The sequence below is a fragment of the Sphingobacterium hungaricum genome, from assembly GCF_015210005.1.
GTDB classification, from domain to species: domain Bacteria; phylum Bacteroidota; class Bacteroidia; order Sphingobacteriales; family Sphingobacteriaceae; genus Sphingobacterium; species Sphingobacterium hungaricum.
Map to the genome: position 1 here is coordinate 893,827 of NZ_MU158698.1, position 19,374 is coordinate 913,200.

Here is a 19,374-nt window from a genome sequence, read left to right on the forward strand (position 1 = left end):
AAGAAAATTGAAATGGCATTTGTAGATTATTATAAAGTTTTAGGTATTGATAAATCCGCATCGCAAGATGACATCAAAAAAGCATATCGGAAATTGGCGCGGAAATTCCATCCGGATTTAAATCCTAACGACGAGAGTGCGAAACAGCGTTTCCAGGAAATAAATGAAGCCAATGAAGTATTGACCGACCCTGATAAACGCAAAAAATACGACCAATATGGCGAAAATTGGAAACATGGGGAAGAATATGATCGCCAGCAACAGCAATATCAACAGTCTCGTGGCCGTTCTTCTAGCTCTGGAAATCCATTTGAAGGTTTCGATTTTGGCGGTGGCGGTGGTTACACAGGCAATTACGACGACGGAAATTTTTCAGATTTCTTTGAGCAAATGTTCGGAAGCCGTAGAGGTGGCGGAAGGCAAAGCCAATTTCGCGGACAGGATTACAACACAAGCGTAAGCCTAACGCTTCAGCAAGCTTATACAACGCATCAGCAAACTTTTAATGTCAACGGGAAAAATATCCGCATTACCATTCCGGCAGGTGTTGAAGACGGGCAAAAAATCAAATTGAAAGGCATGGGCGCCGAAGGTTCAAATGGCGGACCGAAAGGCGACTTGTATATCCAGTTTGAAATCAAAGCCGACCCAACCTACAAACGTAATGGCAATAATTTATCCAGATCGGTTGAAGTCGATTTGTATACCGCATTACTCGGAGGTGAAGTTATTGTGGAAACATTATCCGGAAAAATCAAAGTAAAAGTAAAACCTGAAACACAAAATGGCACCAAAGTACGTTTAAAAGGTAAAGGTTTTCCTGTGTACAAAAAGGATGGTGAGTTTGGTGATTTGATCGTTACGTTGACAATCACAATGCCGACTAATCTCACTGATCAAGAAAAGGAATTATTCAAACAATTAGCGGACTTAAGGAAATAAGCTATGGCAACGAATTACATTAAAATCCTCGATTATATTCAAACTACACATATTGAAATCACGTTTATTCAGACCCTCGCTGACAATGGATTGTTGACGCTAATCGTTTTAGAAGATCAGCAATACATTGATGAAGAACAATTACCGGATTTAGAGAAGTTTTCTAATTGGCATTATGAGCTGGAAGTGAATCACCAAGGTATTGAGGTCGCTTACCATTTGTTAAAAAAAATTGAGCAACTTCAGCAAGAAATTGCTCAATTGAAAATGAAAACTAAATTTATTGAAGAATTATAAATCTAAGGTAACTGCAACGTCTTCTTTCCAAAGAATATCTTCTTTTATGTTGGTGTATTGCACTTCGTAATCACCGGCACAAATTCTATATGCCACATAAGGTCTTTCATTCGGAGATCGTAAATTGAAAACAGCTAACTGCTTCTGTCCATTGGAAAGTTTTCGATAAATCTTTATCAGGGTATAATCAACAGAACTGACCAGATCCTCGGGAATTTCAACCATAATGCTTCCTTTTTCTTCTTCGCATCCATCATCGGTTCTATCTGGAAAAAACTTTTTCCCAATGGCTATGTTTTTATCTATTAATTCATTGAAATCTTTCGTTGGAGATTTCTTTGAATCATAATACACAAATCCTATATCTCCTTTTTTCGTCGGAAAAACTACATATTGAATAGCATATTTTTTAGTCTCAAAATTCCGATAAAAATAGTTCGTGTTGTATTTGAGTTGAGGAATTAGCCTTTTGCGATTTAATAGGCTATCCTTTGGTTTGAATAAGACAACGTGATAGTCTGGATCCATCGATGGCATTCCCGAAAAGTAAAAGTCCACCGTTTTAGGTTCGATGCCAATTTCTTTTAAAACCTTACGGTCTGAAGCATATAATTTATCCATCCGAACTCCCTTTTTTGATTTTGAATCGTATGGCGAAAAATCGCCATACAGTTCAAAACTAATTTTATCATCTACATTGTGATAAAATTCATCACCCTCAATCATAAAACCTTTAGCAACATAGTCATAGCTTGTACAGGAATAACTTAGTAGAGCGGATAAAAATACTATTAATTTACAAATCCTCATGCTTTTCTACTGGTTTGTCAGATCCAAACGAACCGGCAATTTATACTCCACCCTGACTGGTCTGCCATTTTGAATACCTGGACTCCATTTTCGCGATTCTTTTAATAAATCAACAAGAGCTTTCCCTGTTTCGTGCCCTAGATCCCTTATAATTTTAAAATCTGTTAGGCTTCCATCTTTCTCGACCACAAAATTAACCTCAATGGTCCCCTTTACCCCCGCATCAACCGCAGCCTGAGGATATTTATAATTTTCTCCTATCCACAATCTAAATGCATCGATACCTCCAGCTGGTACGGGCATAATTTCCACTTCTTCAAAAGTTATCTCCTTTTGAGCCGAATCTACAACATTATTTTCTGAGAGATTTGCTGATGACTGCTGGTAAGAATCAATGGGATTATTTGCTGACTCTAAGCTTTCTGGCGTTTTGTCATTGCAACTTAATGAAATAACTGATATCACAAAAATGATTGGTATAGCAAATGCATACCTAAATTGACTTGTTTTATTTGATTGTTTCTTAAATAAATTCATAATTCTTTTCTTTAAATAGGAATTAGTAGAAAAATGATGAGACAGCGTACTTGGTGTCACCTGCATCGCATTCGCCACTAATAATTCCGCGTAATAAACTTTGTTCTCTTTCGCACAAATGGCATCAGCGATGCATTCATGCTGAAATTTGATTTCTTTCAGATAAAAATAAAAGACAGGATTGAACCAATTAAAAATCCGCAACAGTTCGACTAAGATTACATCCACGCTATGCCCTTGCTTATAATGAACTTCCTCATGCTTATAGATCAAAGCTGAATCAGCCACTTCTGAACCGATCACAATGCGATGGAAAAAAGAGAAACTGGAATTTGATTTTTCCGCTTCAGTAAAGGTCCTTTTTAGCGAAATCAATTTCCCAATGAATCTAATTCCCAAAATCAGGCAACCAATCGTATAGATCCAAAAAATCCAATCAATAGAATTTAGAAATGATTGTGCGTTCGATTCTGTCTGTTGGTCGTATACCAAGTCTGTCACAGGCAATTCAACCATTGCCACAAACATCGTACGGTCAATACCTAAATCAATAAATTGGAGAATTGGCAACAAAAATGAGACAATTAATGCCGAAACCAAGTAAGTCCTATTTAATTGATAGAATGTTAAATTTTTAAAAAATAGAACATACATCAGATAGAAAAACAGCAGAGAGCTATTGGCTAAAATGAAGTAAATCATACATTAAAATTTTTACTTTAATCTTTATTCTTATTAATTATCTGAAGAATTTGGTTCAATTCATCTACATCCAACTTTTTCTCCTCTAGAAAAAAGGAAAGCATACTCGTCGCAGAGTTGTCGAAATAATTAGTCAGCAGTTTGCCAGTAATTATTTTTTTATACTCTTCTTTACTTATGATTGGAAAATACCGATGGCTTTTACCAAACGATTCATGATCGACAAAACCCTTGGTTTCTAGAATCCGAATAATTGTTGATACTGTATTGTAAGCTGGTTTCGGTTCGGGCAAACGATCGATGATGTCTTTGACAAAGCCACCTTCCGTTTCCCAAAGCTCTTGCATGATTTGCTCCTCAGCTTTTGTTAGTTCTTTAAATTCGTTCATACCTTTATTTTTATACTTAGACCGCGCAGTCTATAATCGATTACAAAATAAAGATATAACTAAATATTTAGTTTGTCAACTATAAACTTAGTTTGAAAATAAAAATAAGTATAATCTATTGAAAATAAGTTATTTAATTTTATTTAAAGATTTATAAGTAAGTTACTCGTGTAAAAAATACAAGATTTTATTTAAAAAATATAAATTCTCAAATCTCAAATCTATTGTCTCATATCTAGACTCTAATCCAAATAATTTCTTACATTTCTTCCAGATTTTTTCTGGGAATTTTTCTTCTTTCTATCCAGTCTTTCCAAAATAACGGATTTAGGAATTTTTGTGGGTTTTCTTTTTTTAGCAGGCACTAATGCTTCATTCAATAAGGATAGAAATTTTTCGGTCACAATTTCTTTGTTCTGAAGCTGGCTCCTGGTTTCAGAACTATCGAGTTGCAACAAACCCTCCTGTGAAATCCGTGTGTTGAGCTTGTGCGCCAAGCGCGATTTCTGCTCTTGGTCAAAAGCTTCCGAATCCCAAATTGACCAGATAAGCGTGACTTTGGATTCAACTTTATTCACGTTCTGTCCTCCTGCCCCACTCGAACGTGAAGTTTTAAACTTAATCTCACTTAGCACTTTATGCTGATCCATTGCGTAACTCATTCAAAAACAAAATTATGAAACTAATTTGAGCAAAAATTCTGTATTAAAAAAATTGCAAAGCAATTAGAAAAGCCTTTTTATCTTTAAACCAAAATTTTACGCAAACAATATGAAAATCGGTATAGTATGTTACCCGACATTTGGTGGATCCGGCGTTGTTGCTACAGAGTTAGGAAAAGCTTTGGCTTCAAATGGGCATCAAATTCATTTTATTACCTATAGCCAACCCGCACGATTGGATTTTTTCTCTGAGAATTTATATTATCACGAAGTAGCCATTTCCCAATACCCATTATTTGACTACGCGCCTTACGAAACTGCTTTGGCAAGCAAATTAGTTGATGTTGTGCGCTTTGAAAAACTGGATTTGTTGCATGTGCACTATGCAATTCCACATGCTTCCGTTGCATTTTTAGCCAAGCAAATACTAAAAACATATGGCATACATATTCCAGTAATCACAACATTGCACGGTACAGACATTACTTTAGTGGGCAAGGACAAAAGTTTTAGTCCAGTAGTGACTTTTTCCATCAATCAATCGGATGGTGTGACGACCGTTTCTCAAAACTTAAAAGAACAAACGCTTGAATATTTTGACATCGACAAGAACATTCAAGTAATTCCAAATTTTATCGATTTAGAACGTTTTCACAATAAGAAAAGAGAGCATTTTAAGAAAGCTATTGCCCCGCAAAATGAACGAATATTGGTGCACACCTCAAACTTCCGAAAGGTTAAGCATACCAATGATGTTATTCGGATATTCAAGCAGGTAAATGATAAAATTCCGAGCAAATTATTGATGGTCGGCGATGGCCCAGAAAGACGGAATGCAGAAGAATTATCCCGTCAGCTGGAGATTGATTCGGACGTTCGCTTTTTAGGAAAGCAAGATGCCATTGAAGAAATCCTATCGGTTTCCGATTTGTTTCTGATGCCATCAGGCTCTGAAAGTTTTGGATTGGCCGCTTTGGAAGCGATGGCTTGCGAAGTTCCTGTTATTTCCTCCAATACAGGCGGATTGCCTGAATTGAATGTGGAAGGATTTAGCGGATTCTTAAGCGATGTTGGCGATGTTGATGATATGGCCAAAAATGCAATTTACATTTTGGAAGATGAGGCAAGATTGGAAGAATTTAAGAAAAATGCGTTCACGCGCGCTCAAGATTTCGAGATCAGCAAAATTCTGCCCATGTACGAAAATTACTATCAGCAAATAATTGACGAGCTTAAAAACGCATAAGCTAATCGACTAAAATGGAACGAATTAATCCTGTATGTGTAGCATATTTGACTATCAAAACTGATAATCTGGCTTTATTCGAACCTATTAAAAACGCACATTTTCAGAAAAAAATTCTATCTTTGATTTTTGGAAATACTCCAGAAGAAAAATTATGAAGTACAAACGTATCTTATTAAAACTCAGTGGTGAATCGCTAATGGGCGAGCAAAGTTATGGAATTGATATCGAACGCGTTCGACAGTATGCGAGAGACATCAAAGAAATTCACAGCCTTGGCTTAGAAATTGCAATCGTTATTGGAGGTGGAAACATTCATCGAGGTCTAAGTGCTGAAAAAGCAGGAATGGATCGTGTACAAGCAGATTATATGGGCATGTTGGCCACAGTAATCAATAGCATGGCATTGCAAGATGCTTTAGAAAAGATTGAACTAAAAACTCGTCTTTTGACAGCTATCAAAATGGAGCAGATCTGCGAACCATTTATTCGCCGTCGCGCAGTAAGGCATTTAGAAAAAGGACGTATTGTCATTTTCGGCGCGGGAACAGGGAATCCTTATTTCACTACAGATACCGCAGCATCGTTAAGAGCGATAGAAATTAATGCAGACGCAGTTTTGAAGGGTACTCGCGTAGATGGAATCTACACAGCAGATCCTGAAAAAGATCCAAATGCAAAACGTTTCGACACCATTTCGTTTACGGAAGTGTATGAAAAAGGACTGAATGTAATGGATATGACCGCATTTACGTTATGTCAAGAAAACAAATTACCAATCATTGTTTTTGACATGAATAAACCAGGAAATTTGAGAAAATTAGCAGATGGGGAACATATCGGAACCATTGTTAGTTAAATAATAAAAATAAATTAAGCTATGAATGAATTAATCTCACTCGAACTAGATGACTGCAAAGAGAGCATGTCAAAAGCGGTAGTGCATACGGAATCAGAATTAACTAAAATCCGCGCTGGTAAAGCATCTCCAGGTATGTTGGATGGTATTTTTGTAGATTATTACGGCAGTCAAACTCCGTTAGCACAGGTAAGTAACATCAATACTCCTGACGCACGGACGATTGTAGTCCAACCTTGGGAGAAAACAATTTTTGGCGCAATCGAAAAAGCCATTATTGATTCAAACATCGGGTTAAATCCTCAAAACGATGGTTCTGTTATCCGTTTGGTCATTCCTCCTTTAACGGAAGAGCGCAGAAGAGATTTAGTTAAAAAAGCGAAGGAAGAAACTGAAAAAGGACGTATTGCGATTCGAAACATCCGTAAAGACACAAACGAATCCATCAAGAAATTAAAAAATGATGGCGCTTCCGAAGATGAAATTAAAGTAGGCGAAGCTGAAGTTCAAAAATTAACAGATACATACATCGCGAAAGTAGATCATTTATCTGAATTGAAAGAAAAAGACATCATGACTGTCTAATCTTTTAATTATCATAACTGGATAGAGCATTTTTTTTTTTTAAAAATGCTCTATTTTTTTCTAACATAACTTTCAATGCAAGTTAAACGAATCGAAATAAGCCAATCTCAATCCTTTCGAAGGAATATAATTCTGAAGGTTTATTTTAAAAAAATAGCTAACTTGTCATTGATTACCTAACTAAGATATGGATACTTCAAGAAGAAATTTCATTAAAAATACGGGCTTAGGGCTGTCGGCGGCAGTTTTATTTCCCCATTTGTTCTCTTGCGAATCAAGCAAAAAAGCTGATGGACCATTCGCGAATGTAGGATTACAACTTTTCACGCTTAGAGATCAACTCGCGCAAGATGCACAGCTTGTGCTTAAAAACGTAAGTACAATTGGTTATTCTCACGTAGAAACTTTCGGAGTCGATTTGGCTAAGAATTCATTTTGGAATCTGACGGTTCCAGAATTAAAGAAAATTCTAGACGACAATAATTTAAAAACCCATAGTGGCCATTATGATATGTCGACTTATTTAAGCCGAAATCATACGGATAAAGAGAACATTGAGCATTACATCGAGATTGCACATGAGCTTGGTCAAAAATATGTTGTTGCTCCAGTAACTCCCATGTTCGACTTGAATAATTTCAAAGTTGAAGATTATCAATATGCGGCAGAGCAGTTGAATAAGGCTGGAGAAATGTCTAAAAAAGCGGGTATCAAAATCGCCTACCACAATCACTTCTGGGAATTCCGAACTTTCCCGAATGGCACACGAGGCTTGGATATTTTGCTAGCATTTACAGAACCAGATTTAGTGGATTTCGAGTTGGATTTATTTTGGATTGAGCGTTCTGGATTGAGTCCTCAATCGTATTTCGAGAAATTCCCGAATCGTTTTCCGATGTGGCATCTAAAAGACATTGACAAGAAATTTGTCGAACCAATACTAGGTCCAGAAGTTGACAAAGAAGATGTTTTAGAAATCATTACCAATCGAATCAAATACACAGAAGTCGGCACAGGAACAGTAGACTTTATCAATATCGCTCAAGAAGCGAATAAATCTGGCCTTCAATATGCTTTCGTTGAACAAGACATGATTTATTCGGATGACAAATATGCTTCGATTAAAAAGAGTTATGACTATGTTCAAAAATATTTAGTTAAATAAGCAAAGCTCTAAAAACTATTTCAGAATATAAGAATGCCCAAAAAGTTAGACGCTTTTTGGGGCATTCTTATGATAACAAAAAACTTCCTAGTTTTATATTTCAAGCAATTTTCCAAGCTTTATTTGCTTCTCTAATTTTGGTTTCCATTTCTCTCTATTTGACATCGTATCACATATCTTTTCTTGAAAATAGACTTGGTACCAATTTTCTTCTTGAAAATCACACACATTAGCAAATGCCTTTTCAGAATGTATCATAAGCTTCATGATGAACTCATCTTTCGGTTCACGATGATTGTTGATTAATTGGCTTAGAAATACAGGAGTTATATTCATATCAACCGCAAATTCACTATGCTTCGAGTAGATAGAATCAATGTATATTCGCAAGAAATCGGTAAAATAATTGTGGCTATCATATACCGGATTCTTAAGATAATTTTCCATTTTCAGTTTCAGCTGTACTAATTTAGCGCTTCTAACCTGCCCTTTAGAAAGATTTTTCATTCTATCCAACCGAGCCTGCATAAGCTTTACGGATTCAGATTCTTGTTCTTCTTTAGAATGATATCTTGAGTCCACTCCATGTTCAATAGACTCATCCATATTATTATTTTTAATTGTCATATTGATTTATTAAATCCAAAATTTCTGGAACTTCTAAGCTTAAAGTTATTCCCGTTGTATTCATATTATACTTCTCAATATAATGCTGTGCAATTTGAGTTTTTGGCTTAAGTGAAACACAAGCCAATTCTCCAAACTCTTCAACTGCAAGTTTTGAAACGTATGCGATTAAATTTCCTATAATTTTATCATACCGCTTTTTCTTTCCCCTATTTTCACCTGAAACCGTAATTAATCTAATGTGAATTCTCCATTCATTCGGAATTCTTTCCAAAGAAACGACACCCAAAATCTCATTACTTCCTTGAATAAGCAGTTTGTAAACTTCTTGCTCTTTCTCTAATTTCCAGTTAAAAAAATATCTCCCTTTTGTTAAAAATTTATAGTCATTACCATCGACAGGCAGAATCTCAATATCATATAAGTTACCCGTTGAGATTTCTACAATATTCATTTAATAAAGATACAGAAAGTTTCCGTTTTTTAGAAACAAACATTCAACTAGTTTACCGTCTGGATAAACATTTTCGCACGACTCTAACAAGCGTTTCTAGTAGGGCTGAAATTTATTTGGCTTTGGATTGTAATTACCCAACAACCGCAAAGTCATATTCCCAGATGCTATGATAAGCATCCAGTTCATCAATATAGGATAAAAATTCACGATAAAAATCATGTTGTCCTACTGTCGCACTATCGCCTATCACGAGTAACTTTTTCTTCGCTCGAGTCATTGCTACATTCATGCGTCGAACATCGGACAGAAAGCCTATGTTTTGATTTTCATTGCTTCGTGTCAAACTAATATAAATGATATCCTTTTCCTGACCTTGAAAACTATCAATGGTGTTGATCTGAATTAATTTTCCGTATTTCTTTAACTGCTCATCCTGCTCTAGATTTGTTTTTAAATAAGCGATTTGCTTACGGTAGGGTGCTATAATTCCTATTGTTGGAAATTCCTCTAGTGTATAGAGTTGATCTAGCTTGCCAACAAAATCTTGAAGATGCCGGTGTAAGAAGTTCGCTTCATCCTCATTGCTGATTGCTCCGTCAAGCTCTATTTCTTCAAATCCTGCTCCGGCAGTATCAATAAATGAAATGGGCTGATGGTCTTCGATCAATCTCCGATCAGCCACCGATGCATCTGCCTGTAATAGATTTATATAAAGCAATTTAGAGGAATGATGCATGATTTGGCTATTCATCCGGTATTGCACCTGCAACATGGATACGGCTTCTGGATACAGCGCAATTAATTTTTCGAACAAGGTGTTGTACAACCCTTCTCGCCCTCCTTTTATAGATTTCACCGTTGGTGGCAACTGGCAATGATCTCCAGCTAAGATTATTTTATCCCCTTTAAGAATGGGGATCCAACATGCAGGCTCTAGGGCCTGAGCAGCTTCATCGATAATTACAGCTCCATAGCTTCGATCGCGGATAACGGCATGATTTGCTCCAACCAATGTTGCTGTGATGACCTGAGCTTTACCTAACACATCATTCATCAAGAAATTCTGAATCTGGTCAATCTCTTTTCGAATTTTATGAGCTTCGTTAAACAATGCCTTTCGCTGCTCGCGCTCTGCTTTTCCAAAATTCCTTTTGTACTTATGCGCCATATCTGTGTAAGCACGCATCTGCTTTTCAAGTGCTTTAACTTCCTTGTTTGAGCGATGCTGATCCACCTGACCATCTAGTGTGAGTGCTTGCAGATGATCCGAAACTTTTACTGGATTTCCAATCCGTACGACCGAAACACCTACTTGATCCAGTTGCTCCGTCAATAAATCTACCGCAGTATTGCTTGGTGCGACAACTAACAATTGCTGTTTTTTATTTTTCAATAAAGCCTGAATACCTTTCACCAATGTCGTCGTTTTACCTGTACCTGGAGGACCGTGCAAGATAGTTAGCGAATTTTCGCTTAGCATATTTTCTACCGCCAAACACTGGCTTGGATTGAGAGATTCATTTTGATAAGAAAATGTCGTTGCTGGACGGTAATTGATGGACTCTAATCCAATAAACTGCCGAACCAATTTCCCTTCTTGAGGATTTTTTGCTAAAAGCATGGCGGTATTCAAGGCAAGTTCCATTTCTCGATAACTATTCTCATCAAACAACAAATCCACACCTAGCTTTCCACGACGAGTCCAGTCGGGCAATTCGTCAACACGAAAAGCAATTCGCATGGATTCACGATTCACGAATGCAATGGTTCCATTTCGTCGATCTTCCCCAGGATTATGATTCGAAAACAAAGAAACAGGCATTCCGAAACGGAAACGATGCTGTTCTTCTTGATTATTTGTTCGCAATAGGCTGACCGATAAATAATCTCCTCGCCCAATTTCTATTTTCGTAATTTGTATTGGAAACCAACTTACGCCTTGAGCGCGGCGTTCATTGAGGTTACTATGCATCAATAATTGACTATGCTGCTCTCTATCGTAATCTTGCTCTTGCTTTAATAAGACAAGTAGGTTTTCAAAATAATTTAACGCCATTAACACAAATATACGTCAAATAAGAGCAGCCTAGTTCTATCCTATAGCAGGATCGTGCAATAAATTCAAACTCGGAAAAGAATATCATGTATCAAGTCAAGCTGAAAAATACTGCAGAAATAGATACTATTAAAAGATAAGATTATCTTTGCAGCTTATTAATATTCGACTTTACAGTGATCAACGTTAACAACATCTCCGTTTCCTTCGGCGGAACAACACTTTTTTCCGATGTGTCATTCTCAATCAATGAAAATGATAAAATCGCTCTGATGGGCAAAAATGGAGCAGGAAAATCTACCCTGCTTAAAATAATTGCTGGCGCTGGAAAACCCACAACTGGAAATGTAAGCGGGCCAAAAGACGCAGTAATTGCATACTTGCCACAGCATCTTTTGACGCAAGATAATGTAACTGTCTTTGAAGAAACTTCGAAAGCATTTGATGAGGTCTATCAGATGCAAGCGGAACTGGACGTTCTTAACGAACAGTTAAATATTCGCACAGACTACGAAACCGACGATTACATGAAATTGATTGAGCGCGTTTCTGAACTAAGCGAGAAGTTTTATTCGATTGAGGAAGTTAACTACGATGCTGAAGTCGAAAAAGTATTGAAAGGTTTAGGATTTGAACGTTTTGATTTTACGAGACAGACTTCCGAATTTTCTGGAGGCTGGCGCATGCGCATTGAGCTTGCTAAAATCCTGCTAAAAAAGCCAGATCTAATTCTATTGGATGAGCCTACAAACCACATGGATATCGAAAGTATCCAATGGTTAGAAGATTTCTTGATCAATTCTGCCAAAGCTGTTATTGTGATTTCTCACGATAGAGCGTTTGTCGATAACATTACGAACCGAACCATCGAAGTCACGATGGGTCGTATATATGATTACAAAGCAAAATATTCGCATTACTTAGAACTGCGCAAGGATCGCCGCTTACATCAGTTGAAAGCTTATGAAGAGCAACAGCGTTTTATAGCAGATAATCAAGAATTCATTGACCGTTTTCGCGGAACTTACTCAAAGACTTTGCAAGTGCAATCACGTGTTAAGATGTTGGAGAAATTAGAAGTGATTGAGATCGATGAAGTAGATACTTCGGCTTTACGACTGAAATTCCCTCCTTCGCCTCGATCTGGAAATTATCCAGTGATTGTGGAAGATTTAACTAAAGCCTATGGGGAACATGTGGTTTTTGAAAAAGCCTCGATGGTCATCGAACGCGGACAAAAAGTAGCGTTCGTCGGTAAAAATGGGGAAGGTAAGTCAACCATGATCAAAGCGATTATGGGCGAGATCAATTTTGATGGCGAATTAAAGATTGGTCACAATTCTAAAATCGGCTATTTTGCGCAGAATCAAGCTGCTTTGCTCGATGGTGAATTGACGGTGTTTGATACGATCGATCAAATCGCAATAGGTGATGTTCGTGTCAAAATGAAAGACCTGTTAGGAGCATTTATGTTCAGTGGAGATGATACGACTAAGAAGGTGAAAGTATTATCAGGTGGCGAGAAAACACGTTTGGCAATGATTAAATTATTGTTAGAACCCGTTAATCTATTGATTCTCGATGAGCCTACCAACCATTTGGACATGAAGACGAAAGATATTATCAAGGAAGCTTTGCAAGATTTTGACGGGACATTGATCTTAGTTTCTCACGATCGTGATTTCTTGGATGGATTAGCGACTAAAGTTTTTGAATTTGGAAACAAGCGAGTAAGAGAGCATTTTGAAGATATCAAAGGGTTTTTAGAGTACAAGAAAATGATAAATCTTAAAGATATCGAGCGTTAATAGGCAAGTATCTAATTTTAGATGTAAAAAAGAAGCGTGCTCAACACTATTGAGCACGCTTCTTTATTTATTAGTCACGTGAACTTAAAACCTCATGTTCTCCACCACCTGAGCAGACTCTTCAACTTTTTCTTTTAATTCAAGTTTAAATGCTTTTACGTTTTCCGCGATTTTTGGATCAAAGGTCGCAATAATCTGTGCGGCAAGAATTCCAGCATTTTTTGCGGCATTCAACGCAACAGTAGCGACAGGAATACCATTTGGCATTTGAAGAATTGACAAAATCGAATCCCATCCATCAATAGAATTGGATGATTTTACAGGTACCCCAATGACCGGAAGATGCGTAATTGACGCCACCATCCCTGGCAAATGAGCAGCACCGCCTGCCCCAGCAATGATTACTTTCAATCCTCTGTCAGCAGCTTGGCTTGCATAATCGAACATGCGCTGTGGAGTGCGATGCGCAGAAACAATCGTTACCTCTGCTTCTACTCCTAAATATTTTAAAACTTCAATTGCATCAGTCATAACAGGCAAATCAGATTGACTTCCCATAATTACGCCGACTTGTATCGTTTTTGAATCCATTTTATGCTTTTACTTTTATAATTTCCTGAACTTTTCTTGCATTGGTAATCGCCAATTCGCGGTTTTCGTTGATGATGCAAATATGCCCCATTTTTCGGAAAGGCTTTGTGTATTTCTTCCCATATAAATGTACATATACACCGTCAATACTCAAAATTTCTTCAACACCTTCGTATTTGGCTAAGCCTTCGAAACCATCCTCTCCCAACAAATTGATCATCACAGCATGCTGTCTAGTTGATGTATCGCCTAAAGGAAGATTAAATATCGCTCGCAAATGCTGTGCAAATTGAGAAACGGCATTTCCTTCAATCGTCTGGTGTCCGCTGTTGTGAGGTCTTGGCGCCAACTCGTTCACCAAGATATCACCTGACTTCGTCAAAAACATTTCTACGGCCAATAAACCTACAATTTGCAGATCGCAGGCAATTTTCTTCGCTATTTCTTCAGCTTTCTGCTGAATCTCTTCCGAATACGTTGATGGAGAAATTAAAAACTCAACCAGATTCACAACTGGATTAAATTCCATTTCGACCATCGGAAATGTTTTAACATCGCCCTTATCATTTCTTGCAACGATAACTGCAATTTCCTTTTCAAAATCCACCAACTCTTCGACAATGCTTGGTTCAGCAAATGCTTCAGGAATATCCAAAGGAGAGTTTAATCGCTTAACGCCTTTACCATCGTAACCATCTTTCCTTAATTTTTGAATAAATGGATAAGCAATGGATGTATTCTGCAAATTATCCTTGGATGAAATTAACTGAAAAGCCGAAGTCGGAATATCATTTTGCTTAAAAAACTGCTTTTGCATTCCTTTATCTTGAATCAAACGAATGACCCTGGATTGAGGAAACACTTGAACACCTTCTTGTTCTAACTTTTCTAAAGCGTCTACGTTTACTTTTTCGATTTCAATCGTAATCAGGTCCAGATCCTTACCGAAATTATAGACCGTATCAAAATCGCTCAGTGAACCGCATTCAAATTTATTGCAAAGCAATCTGCATGGCGCATTCTTATCAGGGTCGAGGACATGAATGTTCACATTAAAATTAATCGCTTCCTGAATCATCATTCTCCCCAACTGACCGCCACCAAGAATACCTAACTTTAAATCACCATAAAAATCTTTTGCCATATATTTCTGTATCTTAAACTTTTTCTAAGAATATTTTATCCTGTAAAATATGCTCTTTATCTATCTTTTTTTGCAATTCTAAAAATGCACCTATCAACGCTTCTGGCCGAGGAGGGCATCCCTGAACATACACATCTACGGGGATTATTTTATCCACACCTTTCACCACATGATATCCATGTTGCCAATAAGGTCCTCCGCAATTGGAACACGATCCCATAGAAATCACATATTTTGGTTCGGGCATTTGTTCATAAAGCTTCCGTATGCGATCCGCCATTTTGAACGTTACCGTTCCGGCAATAATCATCACATCAGACTGTCGTGGCGAAGGACGTGGGAAAACGCCTAATCGGTCTAGATCGTAGGTTGCCGCCATCGCGCCCATCATCTCAATTGCGCAGCAGGCAATACCAAAACTAACCGGCCACATGGAAGACAAACGCGCCCAATTCAGCAAATCATCCATTTTTGCAATGATGACTCCATTTTGTTGCGTAGCATTTGGATTACTCATGAGGTTTTGGGTTTAAACTTTGGTTTAAAGGTCGCTTTCGTAGGTGCAGGGCTTGTTGTTTCAGGCTTTTCTTCTGGGACAGTTGCTTCTCTGTAGTCTTTAACAACATAGATTTTTTCGTTCAAATTCGCATAAGCGCTTGAAGGAATCGCGACATCGACGGTAGGTTTTACATGAGTTGGCTTAATCCAATTCAGATCACCATTTTTCCATACGTAAACCAAACCTAGAATTAAAATCCCGATGAACAGCCCCATCTCAATCAATGTAAACCAGCCCCAACGGGCATCTGCAGCAATAAAATCGGCGTTGCCGAATACTGTTGCCCATGGAAAAACAAAAATAAGTTCCACATCGAAAAGCAAAAACACCAAGGCGATCACATAAAACCGTGGATTGAATTGAATCCATGAGGTACCAATAGCATCTTCACCACACTCGTAGGTGCTTAACTTAATCGGATTCGGATTTTTCGGAGATAAGATTGTTCCCAAAAACAGTGTTGCACAAACCAATAGTAAGCCTACTATTGCGAATAGAAGTACGTTACCATAAGCCGATAGCTGTGCGGGATCATCCATGCTTCAAATTTAAGAAATATTAATTAATCTGACCGCATTTATAGACAATTGCTACTTTCTCATCTATTTCTTGTTGTATTTATAAAGAATGGTCTGCAATTCCTTTTCATTAGAAAAACCCAATTTATCAGCTATGTCACGCACGCTAAGCGAAGTAAACTTCAATCGCCAGTTAAATTCTTTGACTATGAATTCATAAATCAAATCCATAGGTTTTTTATCCAAAACAGTCTGTGTAGCCATTGTCAGCCGCTCCTCTTTCAAGTTAAGTTTCTTCAAGTAGAAGCCGAGCTCCTTATGTTTGGTGACATAGCGTTCCAGACAGTTTTTAAAATAATTAACCAGCATAAAATCTTCACCTTCTAGCTGATTGCATTCATATGGGCTCAACAATTCTAGATTTCCAATAAGGACAAACTGCTTGACAAGATTGTGCGCCAAATCTCTATAGATATCACAACTAAATTTGACAGTCGCTCGTTCCAGAAGACTGATATTAAATTCCGAGTAACCAATATGGTCCATCAAATTGGGGACAATGGTAAAACCCTTTTTGGCATTAAATAAAAGATCGTTATGTAAAAACAAATGATCATTCATTGACTTGCTGTAAAAGCTGCTACTAAAACTCAGCAAGTACCCTTCCGAGCGTTCAAAAGTTGTGGTGGAGACTTCCGCCGCTGGCGAAATATAGACTAAAGAATAATTTGGAATATGAAGAAATTCGCCGTCAATAAAGCATTGAAACTGTGTTTCTTTGGTTAATAAAATTCTATAGATACTTTTTTTGTTAATCGATTTACTATTAATTGCTAAATCGTTTTGCCTAGAAATCTTTTTAATATCAAAATGCATCGTACGTGTTGTTACAATAGTCCTTTAGGTAATAAAATTTTATGATTAATAAAGGCATAAAAGTATTTATTTACATGTTAAAACACAAGCTAGAAACAAATTAATTACTGTAATTATTATAATTAATTAAGAATTAAGCACTAATTTTTTTTAGGAGCAAAAAAAATCCAATTTTCACATGAAAATTGGATTCTTAAACTCTTAAATTTTAGTCCTTTATTATCTTCCCGGCATCTTAGGCATTCCGCGCATCATCTTGGCTGCCATTGCTGGATTTGACATTTGCTTCATGACTTTACGCATATCGGCAAATTGTTTCATCAGTTTATTGACTTCATCTAAATTAGTTCCTGAACCTTTGGCAATCCGATTTCTTCTCTTCTGATCGATAGCATCTGGATTTTCACGTTCAAACGGAGTCATCGAATCAATGATTGCCTCAATAGGCTTAAATGCATTATCGTCGATATCTACGTCTTTGATAGCTTTTCCAACACCTGGAATCATTCCCATCAAATCTTTCATGTTACCCATTTTCTTGATTTGTTGAATTTGGGATTTAAAGTCGTTGAAATCAAACTTATTCTTGCGAATCTTGCGCTGCAATTCGGCAGCTTCTTTTTCATCAAATTGTTGTTGTGCACGCTCCACTAAGGAAACCACATCACCCATACCTAAAATACGGGAAGCCATACGATCCGGATAGAAGACATCTAGCGCCTCCATTTTCTCACCCGTACCAATAAATTTGATTGGCTTATTCACCACAGATTTAATGGATAACGCCGCACCACCACGTGTGTCACCATCCAATTTGGTCAAAACAACACCCGTGAAATCTAAGCGATCATTAAAGGCTTTCGCCGTGTTGACCGCATCTTGACCCGTCATCGAATCGACAACGAATAAGATTTCTTGAGGTTTGGTAGCCTCTTTTACTGCTGTAATTTCATTCATCAAAGCCTCATCAATCGCCAAGCGACCTGCGGTATCAATGATGACAATATTATTTCCGTTGCGTTTTGCTTCTTCCACACCCGCAACAGCGATTGCAATTGGATCCGTCGATTCACGGTCTACATAAACCGGAACGCCAACTTGTTGCCCTAAAACCTGCAATTGGTCGATTGCTGCCGGACGATATACGTCGCCTGCAACCAACAAGGGTTTTTTGCCTTTTTTCTCTCTTAAATAATTTGCTAGTTTTCCAGAAAAAGTTGTTTTACCGGCACCGTTCAATCCAGCAATTAAAATAACGGTTGGGTTTTTAGAAATTTCCAGATCAGTTACCGTTCCGCCCATCAATTCCGTCAACTCATCATTCATGATTTTAGTTAACAATTGACCTGGCGAAATACTAGTCAATACATTTTGACCTAAAGCTTTTTGGCGAACATCATCCGTAAAAGTCTTTGCAGTCTTATAATTCACATCCGCATCCAATAAGGCTTTACGGATTTCTTTCATCGTCTCTGCAACGTTGATTTCGGTAATATTCCCCTGTCCTTTTAAAACTTTAAAGGCTCTATCTAATTTATCTTGTAAATTCTGAAACATGTTACTTTATAAATCTTTTTCTTTCTAAAATCCAAAGTTACAAAATCCTAACGAAAGGAGTTGAACTTTAAAATACATAAAAAAATGCGGCCTAGACAGGTCGCATTTGAATTCTATTTATTGTTATACTTAATCTCTTCTGCCGAACAAAATACTGGCGTAGTAAAGCAAAGTAACCAAAGCCGATAAAGCAGCAACAACGTAAGTCATTGCAGCAGCATTTAACGCATCTTTAGCACCATCATGCTCTTCTCTGCTATTCGTCACATTCGAAGTTTCCAACCAAACCAATGCTCTTTTAGAAGCATCAAACTCTACTGGCAATGTGATAAAACTAAATAATGTCGTTAAGAATAACGCACCCACTCCCACTGCTAACACAATGTAGTTCTGCGAGAAAGCCAACAAAATAACACCCAGCATCAACACCCAAGAAGTCATTCTCGAAGCGATGCTTACCACTGGCACCATTGCTGAACGGAATTGTAACCAAGAATAAGCTGTTGCATGCTGTACCGCGTGACCACACTCGTGAGCCGCAACTGCAGCTGCCGCGATGCTTCTTCCATGATATACATCTGGACTTAAATTAACCGTTCTGTTAGCAGGATTGTAATGGTCTGTCAATTTCCCTTCTACAGAAATAACATTTACATCATGAATACCGCTTTCGTTTAACATTTTCTGTGCAATTTCAGCCCCGGATAAACCAGATGAAAGAGGCATTTCAGAATATTTCTTAAACTTGTTTTTAAACCTAGTCTGGACAATCAGACTAATCAACATAATACCACCAAAAATTACCCAAATAATCATATATCTTAAATTTTAATTTATTTCAACTTATTTAACATAGAGAATCAAAAAGCAGTCCAATCCCCTTTCAGGCATTAAGATACAATAAATTCGAGTTTTAATTGACAAAATGTACTATTAAATCCAAAACAGGCTGTCATTTTTTCACTCATGTGACAAAAAAAGGAAGAT

21 protein-coding genes are annotated in these 19,374 nt (G+C 37.3%); 7 read left to right on the top strand and 14 right to left on the bottom strand.

What is annotated here, in order from left to right; all coding sequences use genetic code 11:
• Positions 1-12 precede the first annotated feature (12 nt).
• Entirely contained in the window at positions 13-942 is a 930-nt protein-coding gene (locus tag C4F49_RS07085) for a DnaJ C-terminal domain-containing protein (RefSeq protein ID WP_196935175.1), read from the top strand.
• A 3-nt stretch (positions 943-945) separates the two neighbouring features.
• Entirely contained in the window at positions 946-1,239 is a 294-nt protein-coding gene (locus C4F49_RS07090) for a chaperone modulator CbpM (protein ID WP_196935176.1), read from the top strand.
• Here C4F49_RS07090 and C4F49_RS07095 read toward each other — a convergent pair.
• From C4F49_RS07095 to arfB, 4 genes are all read right to left on the bottom strand, one after another.
• Complete coding sequence (locus tag C4F49_RS07095; RefSeq protein ID WP_196935177.1) at positions 1,234-2,049, bottom strand: hypothetical protein; 816 nt, start codon at positions 2,047-2,049, stop codon at positions 1,234-1,236. The genes C4F49_RS07090 and C4F49_RS07095 overlap by 6 nt on opposite strands.
• Before the next feature lie 6 nt (positions 2,050-2,055).
• Complete coding sequence (locus tag C4F49_RS17930) at positions 2,056-3,288, bottom strand: M56 family metallopeptidase (RefSeq protein ID WP_231388230.1); 1,233 nt, start codon at positions 3,286-3,288, stop codon at positions 2,056-2,058.
• Between the two features lie 17 nt (positions 3,289-3,305).
• On the bottom strand, positions 3,306-3,677 hold the full coding sequence (locus tag C4F49_RS07105) for a BlaI/MecI/CopY family transcriptional regulator (protein ID WP_196935178.1): 372 nt from the start codon (positions 3,675-3,677) through the stop codon (positions 3,306-3,308).
• Between the two features lie 242 nt (positions 3,678-3,919).
• On the bottom strand, positions 3,920-4,339 hold the full coding sequence (gene arfB / locus C4F49_RS07110; protein ID WP_196935179.1) for an alternative ribosome rescue aminoacyl-tRNA hydrolase ArfB: 420 nt from the start codon (positions 4,337-4,339) through the stop codon (positions 3,920-3,922).
• A 109-nt stretch (positions 4,340-4,448) separates the two neighbouring features.
• On the opposite strand from arfB, the gene bshA reads away from it, so the two are divergent.
• The 4 genes from bshA (at position 4,449) to C4F49_RS07130 (ending at position 8,194) form a co-directional block, all read left to right on the top strand.
• On the top strand, positions 4,449-5,585 hold the full coding sequence (gene bshA / locus C4F49_RS07115) for an N-acetyl-alpha-D-glucosaminyl L-malate synthase BshA (protein ID WP_196935180.1): 1,137 nt from the start codon (positions 4,449-4,451) through the stop codon (positions 5,583-5,585).
• 154 nt (positions 5,586-5,739) lie between these two features.
• Entirely contained in the window at positions 5,740-6,444 is a 705-nt protein-coding gene (gene pyrH / locus C4F49_RS07120; protein ID WP_196935181.1) for a UMP kinase, read from the top strand.
• Positions 6,445-6,465: 21 nt separating this feature from the next.
• Entirely contained in the window at positions 6,466-7,029 is a 564-nt protein-coding gene (gene frr, locus C4F49_RS07125) for a ribosome recycling factor (protein ID WP_196935182.1), read from the top strand.
• Positions 7,030-7,216: 187 nt separating this feature from the next.
• Entirely contained in the window at positions 7,217-8,194 is a 978-nt protein-coding gene (locus C4F49_RS07130) for a sugar phosphate isomerase/epimerase family protein (protein ID WP_196935183.1), read from the top strand.
• Positions 8,195-8,287: 93 nt separating this feature from the next.
• On the opposite strand, the gene C4F49_RS07135 is transcribed toward C4F49_RS07130, so the two are convergent.
• The 3 genes from C4F49_RS07135 to C4F49_RS07145 all read right to left on the bottom strand — a co-directional run bounded on the left by C4F49_RS07135 (position 8,288) and on the right by C4F49_RS07145 (position 11,334).
• Positions 8,288-8,800: a hypothetical protein gene (locus C4F49_RS07135; protein WP_196935184.1), complete on the bottom strand. Its 513-nt coding sequence runs from the start codon at positions 8,798-8,800 to the stop codon at positions 8,288-8,290.
• 10 nt (positions 8,801-8,810) lie between these two features.
• Entirely contained in the window at positions 8,811-9,275 is a 465-nt protein-coding gene (locus C4F49_RS07140) for a hypothetical protein (RefSeq protein WP_196935185.1), read from the bottom strand.
• A 133-nt stretch (positions 9,276-9,408) separates the two neighbouring features.
• Positions 9,409-11,334 carry an IGHMBP2 family helicase gene (locus tag C4F49_RS07145; RefSeq protein ID WP_196935186.1) on the bottom strand — a complete coding sequence of 642 codons (1,926 nt, stop codon included), beginning with the start codon at positions 11,332-11,334 and terminating at the stop codon, positions 9,409-9,411.
• 176 nt (positions 11,335-11,510) lie between these two features.
• Between C4F49_RS07145 and C4F49_RS07150 the strand changes: the two genes are divergently transcribed.
• Positions 11,511-13,142, top strand: a complete 1,632-nt coding sequence (locus C4F49_RS07150) for an ABC-F family ATP-binding cassette domain-containing protein (protein ID WP_196935187.1) — start codon at positions 11,511-11,513, stop codon at positions 13,140-13,142.
• Positions 13,143-13,226: 84 nt separating this feature from the next.
• Here C4F49_RS07150 and purE read toward each other — a convergent pair whose 3' ends face one another.
• From purE to C4F49_RS07185, 7 genes are all read right to left on the bottom strand, one after another.
• Positions 13,227-13,733 (bottom strand): 5-(carboxyamino)imidazole ribonucleotide mutase, encoded by a 507-nt coding sequence (purE, locus tag C4F49_RS07155; RefSeq protein WP_196935188.1) that lies wholly within the window; start codon positions 13,731-13,733, stop codon positions 13,227-13,229.
• A gap of 1 nt (position 13,734) precedes the next feature.
• The gene (locus C4F49_RS07160; RefSeq protein WP_196935189.1) at positions 13,735-14,877 is read right to left on the bottom strand and encodes a 5-(carboxyamino)imidazole ribonucleotide synthase; all 1,143 of its coding nucleotides are present in this window, start codon (positions 14,875-14,877) and stop codon (positions 13,735-13,737) included.
• 13 nt (positions 14,878-14,890) lie between these two features.
• Positions 14,891-15,394 carry an NADH-quinone oxidoreductase subunit B gene (locus C4F49_RS07165; protein ID WP_196935190.1) on the bottom strand — a complete coding sequence of 168 codons (504 nt, stop codon included), beginning with the start codon at positions 15,392-15,394 and terminating at the stop codon, positions 14,891-14,893.
• Positions 15,391-15,975: an NADH-quinone oxidoreductase subunit A gene (locus tag C4F49_RS07170; protein ID WP_196935191.1), complete on the bottom strand. Its 585-nt coding sequence runs from the start codon at positions 15,973-15,975 to the stop codon at positions 15,391-15,393. Before C4F49_RS07170 ends, C4F49_RS07165 begins: the two co-directional genes overlap by 4 nt.
• 63 nt (positions 15,976-16,038) lie before the next feature.
• Entirely contained in the window at positions 16,039-16,830 is a 792-nt protein-coding gene (locus C4F49_RS07175) for a hypothetical protein (protein WP_196935192.1), read from the bottom strand.
• Positions 16,831-17,049: 219 nt separating this feature from the next.
• Complete coding sequence (ffh, locus tag C4F49_RS07180; protein WP_196935193.1) at positions 17,050-18,387, bottom strand: signal recognition particle protein; 1,338 nt, start codon at positions 18,385-18,387, stop codon at positions 17,050-17,052.
• A 129-nt stretch (positions 18,388-18,516) separates the two neighbouring features.
• Positions 18,517-19,203, bottom strand: coding sequence for a zinc metallopeptidase (locus C4F49_RS07185; protein ID WP_196935194.1), 687 nt, complete (start codon positions 19,201-19,203; stop codon positions 18,517-18,519).
• Positions 19,204-19,374 lie beyond the last annotated feature (171 nt).